13 protein-coding genes are annotated in these 13,340 nt (G+C 69.7%); 6 read left to right on the top strand and 7 right to left on the bottom strand.

Going from position 1 to position 13,340, the window contains the following annotated elements; genetic code table 11:
* Positions 1 to 337 precede the first annotated feature (337 nt).
* A complete protein-coding gene (locus SACTE_RS22185) occupies positions 338 to 1,102 on the bottom strand; it encodes a GntR family transcriptional regulator (protein WP_014048255.1) in 765 nt (254 codons plus the stop codon).
* Between the two features lie 286 nt (positions 1,103 to 1,388).
* Between SACTE_RS22185 and SACTE_RS22190 the strand changes: the two genes are divergently transcribed.
* The 4 genes from SACTE_RS22190 to SACTE_RS22205 all read left to right on the top strand — a co-directional run bounded on the left by SACTE_RS22190 (position 1,389) and on the right by SACTE_RS22205 (position 6,240).
* Positions 1,389 to 2,687, top strand: coding sequence for a sugar ABC transporter substrate-binding protein (locus SACTE_RS22190; RefSeq protein WP_014048256.1), 1,299 nt, complete (start codon positions 1,389 to 1,391; stop codon positions 2,685 to 2,687).
* Between the two features lie 127 nt (positions 2,688 to 2,814).
* Positions 2,815 to 3,837: a sugar ABC transporter permease gene (locus SACTE_RS22195; RefSeq protein ID WP_026358937.1), complete on the top strand. Its 1,023-nt coding sequence runs from the start codon at positions 2,815 to 2,817 to the stop codon at positions 3,835 to 3,837.
* Positions 3,834 to 4,706 carry a carbohydrate ABC transporter permease gene (locus SACTE_RS22200; protein ID WP_014048258.1) on the top strand — a complete coding sequence of 291 codons (873 nt, stop codon included), beginning with the start codon at positions 3,834 to 3,836 and terminating at the stop codon, positions 4,704 to 4,706. Before SACTE_RS22195 ends, SACTE_RS22200 begins: the two co-directional genes overlap by 4 nt.
* Positions 4,707 to 4,716: 10 nt before the next feature.
* The gene (locus tag SACTE_RS22205; protein ID WP_014048259.1) at positions 4,717 to 6,240 is read left to right on the top strand and encodes a glycoside hydrolase family 3 protein; all 1,524 of its coding nucleotides are present in this window, start codon (positions 4,717 to 4,719) and stop codon (positions 6,238 to 6,240) included.
* A 70-nt stretch (positions 6,241 to 6,310) separates the two neighbouring features.
* Here SACTE_RS22205 and nagB read toward each other — a convergent pair whose 3' ends face one another.
* Positions 6,311 to 7,096 (bottom strand): glucosamine-6-phosphate deaminase, encoded by a 786-nt coding sequence (gene nagB / locus SACTE_RS22210; RefSeq protein ID WP_014048260.1) that lies wholly within the window; start codon positions 7,094 to 7,096, stop codon positions 6,311 to 6,313.
* Between the two features lie 548 nt (positions 7,097 to 7,644).
* Here nagB and SACTE_RS22215 point away from each other — a divergent pair.
* Positions 7,645 to 9,111: a PAS domain-containing sensor histidine kinase gene (locus SACTE_RS22215; protein WP_014048261.1), complete on the top strand. Its 1,467-nt coding sequence runs from the start codon at positions 7,645 to 7,647 to the stop codon at positions 9,109 to 9,111.
* A gap of 180 nt (positions 9,112 to 9,291) precedes the next feature.
* Here SACTE_RS22215 and SACTE_RS22220 read toward each other — a convergent pair whose 3' ends face one another.
* Positions 9,292 to 9,549 carry a WhiB family transcriptional regulator gene (locus SACTE_RS22220; protein ID WP_003953983.1) on the bottom strand — a complete coding sequence of 86 codons (258 nt, stop codon included), beginning with the start codon at positions 9,547 to 9,549 and terminating at the stop codon, positions 9,292 to 9,294.
* Positions 9,550 to 9,868: 319 nt separating this feature from the next.
* Positions 9,869 to 10,837 (bottom strand): diacylglycerol kinase family protein, encoded by a 969-nt coding sequence (locus tag SACTE_RS22225; RefSeq protein WP_014048262.1) that lies wholly within the window; start codon positions 10,835 to 10,837, stop codon positions 9,869 to 9,871.
* A gap of 148 nt (positions 10,838 to 10,985) precedes the next feature.
* On the opposite strand from SACTE_RS22225, the gene SACTE_RS22230 reads away from it, so the two are divergent.
* Positions 10,986 to 11,435: a hypothetical protein gene (locus tag SACTE_RS22230; protein ID WP_026358936.1), complete on the top strand. Its 450-nt coding sequence runs from the start codon at positions 10,986 to 10,988 to the stop codon at positions 11,433 to 11,435.
* A 24-nt stretch (positions 11,436 to 11,459) separates the two neighbouring features.
* Here the strand turns inward: SACTE_RS22230 and SACTE_RS22235 are convergent, their stop codons facing one another.
* The 3 genes from SACTE_RS22235 to SACTE_RS22245 form a co-directional block, all read right to left on the bottom strand.
* Positions 11,460 to 12,404, bottom strand: coding sequence for an RNA polymerase sigma factor SigF (locus SACTE_RS22235; protein ID WP_019992370.1), 945 nt, complete (start codon positions 12,402 to 12,404; stop codon positions 11,460 to 11,462).
* 23 nt (positions 12,405 to 12,427) lie between these two features.
* On the bottom strand, positions 12,428 to 12,841 hold the full coding sequence (locus tag SACTE_RS22240) for an anti-sigma regulatory factor (protein WP_014048265.1): 414 nt from the start codon (positions 12,839 to 12,841) through the stop codon (positions 12,428 to 12,430).
* A 230-nt stretch (positions 12,842 to 13,071) separates the two neighbouring features.
* Entirely contained in the window at positions 13,072 to 13,332 is a 261-nt protein-coding gene (locus tag SACTE_RS22245; protein ID WP_014048266.1) for a UBP-type zinc finger domain-containing protein, read from the bottom strand.
* Between the last annotated feature and the right edge of the window lie 8 nt (positions 13,333 to 13,340).

Below are 13,340 nucleotides of genomic sequence, written 5' to 3' on the forward strand. Positions count from 1 at the left end.
CTGTCCGCATTGCGGTCGTGCAACGGTCCGCCCCCGCGTTCCCACGCCCGCCTTCGCCCCGTCGGCGCCGGTGAGGTGTCGGTGGAACCCACGGACGCGGGAGCGGCGCGGTTCACACCGGGGCGGGGATCGACCCGGACGGATGATGTGGCGTGGGCCACATTGACGCGGTGGCCGTCGTGCCGGCCGGACGAGGGGTGTACACCGTCCCTGGGGCGCTCAACTTCCTTGCGGGCGAGTCGGTTTGACCGGGGAGGCAGGACTGAGGGGTCACACGCGCGCAGAACTCTGCCCCCGGGCCGCGTCGGCCCGGGGGCAGGGGGGTGCCGTCCGGTCTCTACTCGGTGGGCCGCTTCAGGCGGGCCACGAACTTGTAGCGGTCGCCGCGGTAGACCGAGCGCACCCACTCCACCGGCTCGCCCTGCCCGTCGACCGAGTGCCGGGACAGCATCAGCATCGGCAGGCCGACGTCCGTACCGAGCAGGCCCGCCTCGCGCGGTGTGGCCAGCGACGTCTCGATGGTCTCCTCGGCCTCGGCCAGCCGGACGTCGTACACCTCGGACAGCGCGGTGTAGAGCGAGGTGTACTTCACGAGCGAACGGCGCAGTGCCGGGAAGCGCTTGGCCGAGAGGTGGGTGGTCTCGATCGCCATGGGCTCGCCGCTGGCCAGCCGCAGCCGCTCGATGCGCAGCACCCGTCCGCCCGCCGCGATGTCCAGGAGTCCGGCGAGCCGGTCGTCCGCCGTGACGTAGCCGATGTCCAGGAGTTGGGACGTGGGCTCCAGTCCCTGGGCGCGCATGTCCTCGGTGTAGGAGGTGAGCTGGAGTGCCTGGGAGACCTTCGGCTTGGCGACGAAGGTACCTTTGCCCTGGATGCGTTCCAGCCGGCCCTCGACGACGAGCTCCTGGAGGGCCTGGCGGACGGTGGTGCGCGAGGTGTCGAACTCGGCGGCCAGGGTCCGTTCCGGGGGCACCGGGGTTCCGGGCGGCATGGTGTCGGTCATGTCGAGGAGATGCCGCTTGAGCCGGTAGTACTTCGGTACGCGCGCGGTGCGCGTACCGGCGCCGGTCTCACTCGTGGCACTGCCCCCGTCGGCACCCATGGTCCGCCTCTCCGACTGCTGCGTTGCTGCCGTCACCGGCTCCTCCGTCTGTCGCGGCTCACATGGTGGCACGGTCCGGTCACGGGTCGTCGCCCTCCCTTAGATGTCGGTCCTATAACGGACGCGAGTGCACTTCTTATACACCCTTGACACCCCTAAAGGTCTAGGCCAAGCTCCGGGTACTGGTCTAAACCATTAAAGACCAGGTCCCAGCCCCACAGGCAGTACCAGGCGTACGTCTTCGCGGTGGGCGGGGGGTTGCTGGTATCCCTGAGGAGGGTGTGGCATGAAGCGCAAGCTCATTGCGGCGATCGGCGTCGCCGGCATGTTGATGTCCGTCGCGGCGTGTGGTGGGGACGGGGACGACAACGCCTCGAAGGACCCGAAGGACCGTAGCGAGAACCTGACGGTCTGGCTGATGGTCGACGCGCAGAGCACGTGGCCGGAGCTGGTCAAGGACGTCAACGCGCAGTTCAACAAGAAGTACCCCAAGGTCAAGGTCAACGTCCAGTACCAGCAGTGGGCGGACAAGGCCAAGAAGCTCGACACCTCCCTCGGTGGCGACAAGTTCCCGGACGTCGTCGAGCTCGGCAACACCGAGACGATGCAGTACATCCTCAACGGCGCCCTGGCCGAGATCGACCCCGAGAAGTACGACAACTCGGGCACCTGGATCAAGGGCCTGAAGGACACCTGCACCTTCGAGGGCAAGCAGTTCTGCGTGCCGTACTACGCGGGCGCCCGCGTCGCGGTCTACAACAAGGACATGTTCAAGGCCGGCACCGGCAGCGACGCCCTGCCGCAGACCGAGGACGAGCTGCTCACGGCTCTCGACAAGGTCTCCGCCGAGTACACCAAGAAGGACAAGCGCTTCTCGTCCCTCTACCTCCCGGGCCGTTACTGGTACGCCGCCATGTCCTACGTCGCGGGTTACGGCGGCTCGATCGCCGAGTACGACGAGGGCTCCAAGGAGTGGAAGGGCAACCTCTCCTCGCCCGAGTCCCAGAAGGGCATCGAGCACTTCGTCAACCTGGTCAAGAAGTACAACAAGGCCGACCAGACCAAGGACGAGCAGGACCACGCCAACGTCATGGCCAACGAGAAGGCGGCCCTGATCTACGGCAACGGCTGGGAGGCCGGCTCCGTCGTCGACGGTGCCAACAACGGCAACCCGAAGCTCGAGGGCAAGATCGGCACGGCCGGCATGCCCGGACCGAACGGCAAGGCCCTCCCGTCCTTCATCGGTGGTTCGGACCTCGCGGTGACCGCGAAGTCCAAGGTCACCGACCTGGGCGAGGAGTGGATCTCGATGTTCACCAGTGAGAAGTCGCAGGAGGTCCTCGCCTCCAAGAACATCCTGCCGAACAACGAGAAGCAGCTCGAGCCGCTGAAGTCGAAGCCGGAGACCGCCGCCGTCGCCAACGCGGTCCCCGACGCCTGGTTCACGCCGATCGCGCCGGGCTGGACCTCCATCGAGAAGGAGGAGGTCCTGGAGAACATGCTCCTGGAGATCCTCAAGGGCACCTCGGTGGCCGACGCCACCAAGAAGGCCGACGCCAAGGTCGACGAGCTCATCAACAAGTAGCGGGTACGAGCCTTCGGCTCTCCAGGCGGGGGCCCGGCGGACACCGGGCCCCCGCCCTCTTTCTTAGATAGAGAACGCCGTGATTCCGGAGGGACGACTCCCGGGATCCCGATGGAAGGTCAGTCACGTGACTGCTGCCGATACCAAGGCCGCCGGGCCACCGGTTCCCGTACCACGGGACCCCGAGACCACGGGGGGTGTGCAGCCCCTCAAGAGCGACGGCAACGGGGTCCGTGGGCAGAAGAGGAAGCGCAGGAAGGGGGAGCTCCTCCCCTACTTCCTGATCCTGCCGGCGATCCTGGCGATCGCCGCTGTCTACGTCTACCCGCTGATCAAGACCGTGATCATGTCCTTCCAGGACCTGGGGCGGGCGGCTCTCTGGGGCAACGGCGAGACCCCGTGGGTCGGTTTCGAGCAGTTCACCAACATCCTCGGCGACCCGGAGTTCTGGTCGGTCGTGGGCCGGACCGTCGTCTTCATGACGATCTGCGTCGTGCTCACGATGGGCATCGGTCTGCTGATCGCCCTGATGATGCTGCGGCTCTCCACCTGGGTGCGACTCACCCTCACGGTGGCGCTGATCGCCGCCTGGTCGATGCCCCTCATGGTCGCCGCCTCGGTCTTCCGCTGGCTCTCCGACTCCGACTACGGCCTGATCAACACCCTGCTCGCCGACATCACCGGCAACGAGGACGGGTGGCTCGGCCACAACTGGTTCCTCAACCCCTGGCAGGGCTTCGGCATCATCACGCTCCTGGTCGTCTGGGGTGCCGTCCCGTTCGTCGTGATCACGCTGTACGCGGCCCTCACCCAGGTCCCCAAGGAGCTGGAAGAGGCGGCCGCGCTCGACGGCGCCTCCGCGTTCGGTGTCTACCGCTTCGTCACCTGGCCGGTCATCAAGCCCGTCTTCACGATGGTCGCCACCCTCTCGGTCATCTGGGACTTCAACGTCTTCGGCCAGATCTGGCTGCTGCGCGGCAACAAGCCCGAGCCCGAGTACGAGACCCTCGGCCTCTACTCCTTCTCCAAGGCGTTCGAGTCCACCTCCTTCAGCCAGGGCAGCGCCATCGCGCTGATCACCGTCCTGATGCTGTCCGGGGTCGCCGTGTACTACCTGCGCCAGCTGATCAAGACGGGAGAGGTCGAATGAGCACCTCCGTACCCACGAAGGCCCCGGCCCAGGTCCTGCGGCCCGACCGCAAGAAGAGCCGCCTCGGCTACAACATCCTGGCGCTGATCACGGCCGCCTTCATGGCGTTCCCGGTCTACTGGCTGATCGTCAGCTCGCTGCGGCCGAACCACGAGATCCGGTCCTACGACCAGACGCTGTGGCCCTCCTCGCTCACGTTCGACAACTTCGCGCGCGCCGTGAAGCAGGACAACTTCGCCACCGCGATCCAGTCGAGCCTCATCGTCTCGGTCACCGCCGTCGTCGGCGGCATGATCATCGCGACCCTCGCCGCCCTGGCCATCGGGCGCTTCCGCTTCTTCGGGCGGAAGGCACTGATGATGATCATGATCCTGGTCCAGATGCTGCCGCCGACCGCGATGCTGATCCCCATCTACCTCCAGCTCAACGCGCTGGGCGGCATCGACGAGTACTGGGGACTCATCGTCGTCTACCTCGTCTCGACGCTGCCCTTCGCCACCATCATGATCCGCGGGTTCGTCATCAACATCCCCGTGGAGCTGGAGGAGTCGGCGATGGTGGACGGCTGCACCCGCATGGGGGCCTTCCGCCGCGTCATCTTCCCGCTGCTCGCCCCCGGCCTGGCCGCGGCCTCGATCTTCGCCCTCGTCAACGCGTGGAACGAGTACCTGTTCGCCTACATCCTGATCAACGACAACTCCAAGTACACGCTCAACGTCTGGCTGATGACCTTCACGACCGAACGCGGTACGGACTACGGCGCCCTGATGGCGGCCTCCACACTCATCTCCATCCCGGTCGTCATCTTCTTCATGATCATCCAGGGGAAGATGGCAACGGGTCTCACCTCCGGCGCCGTGAAGGGATAGTGCGGCTTCCATGACCACCCTCGTATCCACCACGGACACCGTCACGCGCGACGCGCTCGCCGTGCTCCAGCCCGGATTCACCGGGACCACCGCACCGGACTGGCTGCTGCGCAGGGTCGGCGAAGGCCTGGCCTCCGTCGGGCTGTTCGGCCGCAACATCCACTCGCCCGAACAGCTCGCCGCGCTCACCGCCCGGCTGCGGGCCGAGCGCGACGACGTGCTCGTCGCGATCGACGAGGAGGGCGGGGACGTCACCCGCCTGGAGGTCCGGGACGGCTCGTCCTTCCCCGGCAACCTGGCCCTCGGATCCGTCGACGACGTCGAGCTGACCCGGGCCGTTGCCCAGGAGCTCGGCCGCCGGCTGGCCGAGTGCGGGGTGAACCTCAACTGGGCGCCGTCCGCCGACGTCAACTCCAACCCGGGCAACCCGGTCATCGGCGTACGGTCCTTCGGCGCCGACCCGGACCTCGTCGCCCGCCACACGGCCGCGTACGTCCAGGGGCTGCAGGCCTCCGGCGTCGCCGCCTGCACCAAGCACTTCCCCGGCCACGGCGACACCGCGGTCGACTCGCACCTCGCGCTCCCGAGCATCGAGGTGGACCTGGAGACCCTGCACGCCCGTGAGCTGGTGCCCTTCCGGGCGGCGATCGCGGCGGGTTCCAAATCGGTGATGAGCGCGCATATCCTGCTTCCCGCGCTCGACGCCGCCCGGCCCGCGACGCTCAGCCCGCAGATCCTCACCGGCCTGCTGCGTCAGGAGCTGGGGTACGAGGGGCTCATCGTCACCGACGGCATGGAGATGGACGCCATCGCCGGCACGTACGGCATCGAGCGCGGCTCCGTCCTCGCCATCGCCGCGGGTGCCGACGCCATCTGCGTGGGCGGCGGACTCGCGGACGAGGACACCGTGCTGCTGCTGCGCGACGCGCTCGTCGCGGCGGTGCGGAGCGGTGACCTTCCCGAGGAGCGGCTGGCCGACGCCGCCGCCCGGGTACGGGCCCTCGCGTCCTGGACGCAGCGGGCCAGGGGGGCTGGTTCGGAGCCGGGCGCGGCAGTGCAGGAGGGGACCGCGCCCGGCACCGGAGTCAGCTCGGACATCGGCCTCGCCGCGGCCCGCCGAGCCCTGCGGTCGACCGGCACCGCCGCGCCGCAGACCGAGCCGGTGTACGTCGCCGCGTTCACCCCGGTCGCGAACATCGCGGTCGGCGCCGAGACCCCGTGGGGCGTCGCCGCCGAGCTGGAACGGCTGCTGCCCGGCACCGCGACCGGGACGTACGGCGGTGCCGAGGTGGAGGCGGTGCTGCGGGCGGCGGGGGAGCGGCGCGTCGTCGCGGTCGTCCGTGACGAACACCGGCACCCGTGGATGGGCGAGGCGCTGGACGGCCTGCTGGCGGCCCGCCCCGACACCGTCGTGGTCGAGATGGGACTGCCCGAGGCGCCGGCCCGTGGAGCCCTGCACATCGCCACCTACGGCGCCGCCCGGGTCTGCGGGGCCGCGGCCGCGGAGGCGATCACCGGGGCACGCACGGCGTAGCTCCGCACGCGGGAGGGCCGGGCACCCCACGGGGTGCCCGGCCCTCCTTCGTACGGGTGCGGTGGGCGGTCTACAGGCCCTGCCACTGCGGCTTGGCGGCGTACGTGGCGCGGAAGTAGTCCGCGAGCTTCAGCTTGGACGCCGCCGCCTCGTCCACCACCACGGTGGCGTGCGGGTGGAGCTGCAGGGCGGAGGCGGGCACGATCGAGGCGACCGGCCCCTCCACCGTCTGGGCGACCGCGTCGGCCTTGCCCTCGCCGGTGGCCAGCAGGATCGGGTGGCGCGCGTCCAGGATGGTGCCGATGCCCTGGGTGATGACGTGGTGCGGCACCTGCTGGATGTCGTCGTCGAAGAAGCGCGCGTTGTCGATGCGGGTCTGCTCGGTGAGCGTCTTGATCCGGGTGCGGGAGGCGAGCGAGGAGCACGGTTCGTTGAAGCCGATGTGCCCGTCGGTGCCGATGCCGAGCAGCTGGAGATCGACGCCCCCCGCGTCCGCGAGCGCCTTGTCGTACGCCTGGCACGCGGCCTGGACGTCCTCGGCGGAGCCGTCGGGGCCCATGAAGGAGGCCTCGGACAGCCCGAGCGGCTCGACGACCTCGCGCAGCACGACCGAGCGGTAGGACTCGGGGTGGCCCGCGGGCAGCCCGACGTACTCGTCGAGCTGGCAGATGCGGGCCCGGGAGGCGTCCACGGCACCGGAGCGGACCTTCGCCGCCAGCGCCCGGTAGATGGGCAGCGGGGTAGAGCCGGTGGCAACGCCGAGCAGGGCGTCGGGCTTGCGGCTCAGCAGGGACGCGATGGCCTCCGCGACGAGTTCCCCGCCTGCCGTGGCGTCCGGGACGATGACAACTTCCACGCTGTGCCTGCCGATCTGATGAGTGGCGTCATGTGGTATAGACCAATTATACGCCCAATCTAGCAGAACCGGGGCGTCGGGGGGGCGGACCGGTGGCGGGGAACGTGCCTGTGTCGCCGACGGGCGGTGCGGGGCGCGGGCGCGGTGCCGGGGGGCGTGCGACGGGGCGGGGCGGGGTGGAGGCGGCGGGCCCGGGAACACCCGCGGGCCGCGGCGCCGGGACGGGACCCTCAGCCCGTCCGGGCACCGCAGCCCGGAGCTGCCTGGCCGGCGGTGTGCGGTGCCTCCGGCCACTGGAGGCGACCGGCGCGGTCAGGGCAGAGAGCGCCGGACACCTCGGTCCGCCCTCCTGTGCGGGGAGAGCGGAGGTCTGTCGTGTACGTGATGCCGTACACCGGCATTGTGGACTAGACCAATAGGCCCTGTCCATCCGTCGGAGCGGACATTCCGAGCGGGGTGTCCGCCCCTTCCCCCAGTGTCACGTATACGCGGGGCGAACGGTTCGGAACCTCTGGGTTTCCACGGGTACGCTCGCCCCTGTGCCCTCCATGAACGACCTCGTCCGCCAGCACACCGCCCTGAGCGACACCGACCTCGAGTGGCTGCACCTGCTGGTCTCGGAGTGGCAGCTGCTCTCCGACCTGTCCTTCGCCGACCTCGTGCTGTGGGTGCCCACCCGTGACGGCACCCGCTATGTGTCCGTGGCGCAGATGCGCCCCAACACCGGGCCCACCTCCTACCAGGACGACATGGTCGGCCACCTGGTGCCGCGCGGACGCCGCCCGCTGCTGGACGCGGCCCTCGACGAGGGCAGGATCGTGCGCGAGGGCGACCCGGAGTGGCGCGAGGAGGTGCCGGTGCGGGTCGAGTCGATCCCCGTACGCCGTGAGGGCCGGGTCCTCGGCGTCATCGCCCGCAACACCAACCTGCTGACCGTGCGCACGCCGTCCCGGCTGGAGCTCACCTATCTCCAGTCCGCGTCCGACCTGGCCCAGATGATCGCGGCCGGGTCCTTCCCCTTCCCCGGTCAGCAGGTCGACATGGACGCCTCTCCGCGCGTCGGCGACGGGCTGATCAGGCTCGACGCGGACGGTGTCGTGCAGTACGCCAGCCCCAACGGGCTCTCCGCCTACCACCGGCTCGGGCTCGCCTCCGACCTGGTAGGGCATCACCTCGGCGCCACCACGGCGGAACTGGCCCCGTCCCGCGGTCCGGTGGACGAGGCCCTGGTCAAGGTGGCGAGCGGGTACGCGCCACGGGAGTTCGAGGTCGAGGGCGCCGGCGGGGTGATCCAGCTCAGGGCGATCCCGCTCAAACCCAAGGGCGTGCGCATCGGTTCACTGGTGCTGCTGCGCGACGTCACCGAACTGCGGCGACGTGAGCGGGAGTTGATCACCAAGGACGCGACCATCCGGGAGATCCACCACCGGGTCAAGAACAACCTCCAGACGGTGGCCGCCCTGTTGCGCCTCCAGGCGCGCCGGATGGATTCCCCGCAGGGCCGCGAGGCTCTCAACGAGGCGGTACGGCGCGTCGGTTCGATCGCCATCGTCCATGAGACGCTGTCCCAGAATCTGGACGAGCGGGTCGAGTTCGACGAGATCGCCGACCGCGTCATCGCGATGGTGGCCGAGATCTCGCCGGGGAAGGTCACCTGCCGGCGGACGGGCCGTTTCGGGATCCTGGACGCGGAGGTGGCCACGCCCCTGTCGATGGTGCTCACCGAGGTGCTGCAGAACGCCCTGGAGCACGCCTTCGCGATGGCCGAGCGCGGCACGGTGGAGGTGTCCGCCGTGCGCGGCGGCACACCGGCCGAGGGCCGGCTGCTGATCACCGTGACGGACGACGGGCGGGGGCTGCCCGAGGGCTTCGACCCGCAGCGCGCCGGCAACCTGGGGCTCCAGATCGTGCGGACCCTGGTCGAAGGCGAGTTGGGCGGCAGCTTCGGAATGGTCCCCGCCCCCGGACGCGGCACCCAGGTCGTCCTCGACGTCCCGGTCAGCAACGACAAGTGACGCGGCCGTGCGGCCACGGCCGCACGACAGTGGGCCCGGACCGTGGTGACGGTCCGGGCCCACTGCGTGGTGCTCACGGTGCGATGCGCTTCGGGGGTACTGCGCGCTGCGACTCGAAGGCGGGGCCGTGCGTACGCTCTGTACGCGCCGCCTGGCTGGGGCTCTGTGCGGGGGCGTCGGTCAGGCGCTGGCGTTACGCGCCCGGTTGCGAGCGGCGCGGCGCTTCATTGCGCGGCGCTCGTCCTCGCTGAGGCCACCCCAGACGCCGGAGTCCTGGCCGGACTCGAGCGCCCACTGCAGGCACTGCTCCATGACGGGGCAGCGACGGCAGACGGCCTTGGCTTCCTCGATCTGCAGCAGCGCAGGACCGGTGTTGCCGATGGGGAAGAACAGCTCGGGGTCTTCCTCACGACAAACGGCGTTGTGACGCCAGTCCATGGCTGCTACCTCTCCTTGGTATTACATGCTGGTGCTTGTGAATGTGAACGCTTTCACGAATCCCCCCGCAGACGAAGGTCCGACGCCCAGATGAACTGGTTGTGGTCCTGTTGTGGTGAGGAGGGGTTCTGGCTCTCAGGGATGCCGGTGTTGCGGGCTGTCCCGATCGCCATGTAGAGATTCGCAAACCTCGGCGGCGGATACAACCCCTTCTGGAAAGTTTTTTTTGATTCCTCGGTGTCGACTAGGTCACAGCCGCACTTCTAAGGGGTGGGGCCCAGTCCAAACGTTCGAGTTAAAGGACTTTGGGCCCTTCCACTCACACAATCACACGCAGTGCACGGCGTACGCCTGTGAACGTCACGCTCGTACGCAGTCCCAGGTGGTCGCCGTCCATCTGGAAGGGCAGTGGAGCCTTCGAATGCAAGGTGAAGTCGGTGAGGTCGTGCAGGGAGACCGCGTGCTTGCCGTGCGGGCCCTTCTCGGGGCTGGAAGTCAGCAGCTGGGTGGCGTACCGGGTCACCGCGGCGGTGGACAGGCGGCGCAGTCCCAGGATGTCCAGCCCGGTGTCGAAGGAGGCTCTGGGGGCCGCGTACATCGGACGATTCCCCAGGTAGGTCCAGGGGGCGGTGTTGCAGATGATGGACAGCGCGAGGTCCGTCACCGGGTCCTGGCCGGGGGCGTCCAGGGTGATCAGGCCGTCGCGGCGGTGCGGTTCCTCGAGGAACTGGCGCAGGACCTGGCGGACGTACAGCGCGTGGGTCGAACGCTTGCCGCGCTCGCGCTTCTGTTCGACGCGGCCGATGACCCCGGCGTCGAATCCGAGGCCCGCGCAGAAGGTGAACCAGCGTTCGGGTACGGCCTCGTCCGGGGAGCCCGGGGTGCCGGCCGCCAGGCCGAGGCCCACCGTGCGCTCGCTGCGGTCCGCGAGGGCGTCCAGGATGGCGCCGGTCGCTTCCACGGCGTCGTTCGGGATGCCCAGGGCGCGCGCGAAGACGTTGGTGGAGCCGCCGGGGACAACGGCGAGGCTCGGCAGGTTCTCCAGGTCGGGCCCCTTGTGGAGAAGGCCGTTGACCACCTCGTTCACCGTGCCGTCGCCGCCCAGGGCGACCACGATGTCGATGTCGTCGGAGTCCGCGGCCCGGCGTCCCAGGTCCCGGGCGTGCCCGCGGTACTCCGTGGTCACGGCCTCCAGCTTCATCTCGCTCGCCAGGGCGTGGATGAGCACGTCACGGGTCCGCGCGCTGGTGGTGGTGGCGGCTGGGTTGACCACGAGGAGTGCGCGCATGCGGTCAGCCTACCTACCGTGCGGTACCGCCCAGAAGCGCCGGATCTCCCGGTCCACGGCCCGTCACCCTGCGTGACAGGGTCCGTCCGGCGCGTCGGCCGCGGACCCGGCTTCGCTTCCGGGGGGCGGAGATGCCAACCTGAAGGACGTGAGTACTGAAGCGAACGCGCCCTCTCCGTCGCCCTCGGCCGGCGAGGAGAAGCCGGGCCGGATCACCCTCGTGGCCGCTCTGAACGCCCTCGAAGGCGCCGCGCTCGCCCTCGGCGGGGTCTACATGCTGGTCATGGGCCTGCTGGGGCGGCCCGACAGCCCTCAGCAGGCGGAGATGGGCGGGCTGACGCTGGTGGCCCTCGGCCTCATCCCGCTGTTCGCCGCCCGGGGGCTGCTGCTGCGGCGCAGCTGGAGCCGCGGCCCCGCACTCATCACCCAGCTCATGGCTCTGCCGGTGGCCTGGACGCTGCTGCGGTCGCAGGGTGCGCTGATCCCCGCCGGGATCGTGCTCGCCGTGGTCGCCGTGACGGGGCTGGTGCTGCTGGTCGATCCGGCGACCACTCGGGCGCTTGGCATCCGGGGGCCGCGAGCGACCCCCGACGCCTGAGGCGACGACCCCCGCCGCGGCCTCCTACTCCTCGACGAGCAGCCGTTCGCGGAGCTGGGCGAGGGTGCGGGCCAGCAGCCGGGAGACGTGCATCTGGGAGATACCGACCTCCTGGGCGATCTGCGACTGGGTCATGTTGCCGAAGAACCGCAGCAGCAGGATGCGCTTCTCCCGGGGCGGGAGCCCCTCCAGCAGCGGCTTGAGCGACTCCCGGTACTCGACGCCCTCCAGCGCCTCGTCCTCGGAGCCCAGGGTGTCCGCGACCGCGGGCGACTCGTCGTCCGTGTCCGGGACGTCCAGGGAGAGCGTGCTGTAGGCATTGGCCGATTCCAGCCCCTCCAGCACCTCCTCCTCGGAGATGCCCAGGCGCTCCGCCAGCTCGTGCACGGTCGGCGACCGGCCGTACTGCTGGGAGAGCTCCGCGGTGGCCGTGGTCAGCGACAGCCGCAGCTCCTGGAGGCGGCGGGGCACCCGCACCGCCCAGCCCTTGTCGCGGAAGTGGCGCTTGATCTCGCCGACGACCGTGGGGGTGGCGTACGTCGAGAACTCGACGCCTCGGTCCGGGTCGAACCGGTCCACCGACTTGATGAGCCCGATCGTGGCGACCTGGGTGAGGTCGTCCAGCGGCTCGCCCCGGTTGCGGAAGCGGCGGGCCAGGTGCTCCACGAGCGGCAGGTGCATCCGCACCAGCCGGTTGCGCAGCTCCGCCTTCTCGGCCGAACCGTCGGGCAGCTCGCGCAGCTCCACGAAGAGTGCCCGTGCCCCGCTGCGGTCGTGTGGATCGTGGTGCCCGTGCTCGCTCATCTGGCCCGCCCGCTCCGCCTGCGACTGCTCCACCGCGACCGTACGGCCCCGCGCCCCGTCCACGCCGCCGGCCGCGTCCGCGCCGTCCACCGGATGCGGCCGGGCCTGTTGCTCCGGGACGGCGGCTGGGCGCACCACCTCGGACCGGATCGTCTCGTCACGCACAGGCCCGTCCCCGTTCCCGTTGCTCACGCCGGCCCGGGTCCCGCGCCGCGCTGTTTGTAGAGGCTGATGCTCACCGTGCGGTCGTCGGCCACCGTGGAGTCGACCTTGCCCGCGAGCGCGGAGAGCACCGTCCAGGCGAAGGTGTCGCGCTCGGGGGCGCGTCCGTCCGTCGTGGGTGCCGAGACGGTCACCTCGAGGGAGTCGTCGATGAGACGGAAGACGCAGCTGAGGACCGAGCCCGGCACGGCCTGCTGGAGCAGGATCGCGCAGGCCTCGTCGACCGCGATGCGAAGATCCTCGATCTCGTCGAGGGTGAAGTCCAAGCGCGCTGCGAGACCGGCCGTGGCCGTACGCAGCACCGACAGGTAGGCACCCGCAGCGGGCAGCCGGACCTCTACGAAGTCCTGATTCCCGGGCTCGCCTGCGATCTGGGACACCCTCACCTCCAAGGTGGCACAAACTCGTTCGAGGCTCCGGGACGCGTGCCCGGGGCCATCCGGTCCGCCGCCGGTGTGTGGTCCGGCGGCGTTGTCGCGGTCCATGATGCCGTGTCGCCGCGACCCCGTCCCTGACCGTCACTCATGGTAAGCATACGCGTACGCACAGTTGCTAGGGGTCTGCGGCGGTCAATTGCGAAGAACCGGCGCCGGTTTGACGTACCCAGGCGTCACACGATCGAACCGTCCTCGAAGCACCAGCGCCAGTTCTCGCCTTCTTCGAAGCTGCGCATCACCGGGTGCCCGGTGGCCCGGAAGTGCTTCGTGGCGTGCTTCAGCGGCGAGGAATCGCAGCAGCCCACATGCCCGCAGACCAGGCAGAGCCGCAGCTGGACCGGATGGGTCCCCGCCTCCAGGCACTCCCGGCACGTGTCGCTGAGCGGGGAGGGCTCGGGGCGCGGCAGTTCGGATACGTGGCGGCACTCACTCATGATGGCCA

It is taken from the genome of Streptomyces sp. SirexAA-E (assembly GCF_000177195.2).
Taxonomy (GTDB): Bacteria; Actinomycetota; Actinomycetes; order Streptomycetales; family Streptomycetaceae; genus Streptomyces; species Streptomyces flavovirens.

What these genes read in the sequence shown, in the direction of transcription:
- SACTE_RS22185 (WP_014048255.1), bottom strand. Translation starts at nt 1,102, where the DNA reads ATGGGTGCCGACGGGGGCAGTGCCACGAGTGAGACCGGCGCCGGTACG.
- SACTE_RS22190 (WP_014048256.1), top strand. Translation starts at nt 1,389, where the DNA reads ATGAAGCGCAAGCTCATTGCGGCGATCGGCGTCGCCGGCATGTTGATG.
- SACTE_RS22200 (WP_014048258.1), top strand. Translation starts at nt 3,834, where the DNA reads ATGAGCACCTCCGTACCCACGAAGGCCCCGGCCCAGGTCCTGCGGCCC.
- SACTE_RS22205 (WP_014048259.1), top strand. Translation starts at nt 4,717, where the DNA reads ATGACCACCCTCGTATCCACCACGGACACCGTCACGCGCGACGCGCTC.
- SACTE_RS22215 (WP_014048261.1), top strand. Translation starts at nt 7,645, where the DNA reads ATGAACGACCTCGTCCGCCAGCACACCGCCCTGAGCGACACCGACCTC.
- SACTE_RS22220 (WP_003953983.1), bottom strand. Translation starts at nt 9,549, where the DNA reads ATGGACTGGCGTCACAACGCCGTTTGTCGTGAGGAAGACCCCGAGCTG.
- SACTE_RS22225 (WP_014048262.1), bottom strand. Translation starts at nt 10,837, where the DNA reads ATGCGCGCACTCCTCGTGGTCAACCCAGCCGCCACCACCACCAGCGCG.
- SACTE_RS22245 (WP_014048266.1), bottom strand. Translation starts at nt 13,332, where the DNA reads ATGAGTGAGTGCCGCCACGTATCCGAACTGCCGCGCCCCGAGCCCTCC.